We start from the raw sequence: 375 nt of genomic DNA on the forward strand, positions 1-375 counted from the left end.
CGCGGCAAAGCGCTGGCGCAGCAGGGCGCTGGAATCGAACATGTGCAAGCCTCCGTGTACACGGTGGCTCCCCCTAGAACCACTCGTCCTGCATGGCGAGGCAAGTGTCGTCGCGCGCCTCGAGCAATGCCAGCTCATTATGGCAGCCTGGTACTTCCCAGGTCAGGAAATAACGGGCGGCTTGCAGCTTGCCGAGGTAAAAGTCGCGCTCGCCAGCGTCGGCCTTGAGCAGCCCAAGTTCGGCGTGGACTGCCTGTTCCAGCCACCGCCAGCCGATTACACAGTGGCCGAAGGCCTTCAGGTACAGGGCCGAGTTGGCCAGGGCGCCGGCGACTTTATCCTGGGCCAGGTCACCGAGCAGGGTCAGGGTGACCC

At 64.3% G+C, this 375-nt stretch carries 1 protein-coding gene; it reads right to left on the bottom strand.

What is annotated here, in order from left to right:
- Window positions 1–73: 73 nt before the first annotated feature.
- Window positions 74–375, bottom strand: a 302-nt coding sequence (locus GYA94_RS27035; protein WP_174824227.1) for an acyl-CoA dehydrogenase C-terminal domain-containing protein, incomplete at its 5' end; no start/stop codon positions are given.

It is taken from the genome of Pseudomonas juntendi, assembly GCF_009932375.1.
Lineage (GTDB): Bacteria > Pseudomonadota > Gammaproteobacteria > Pseudomonadales > Pseudomonadaceae > Aquipseudomonas > Aquipseudomonas juntendi.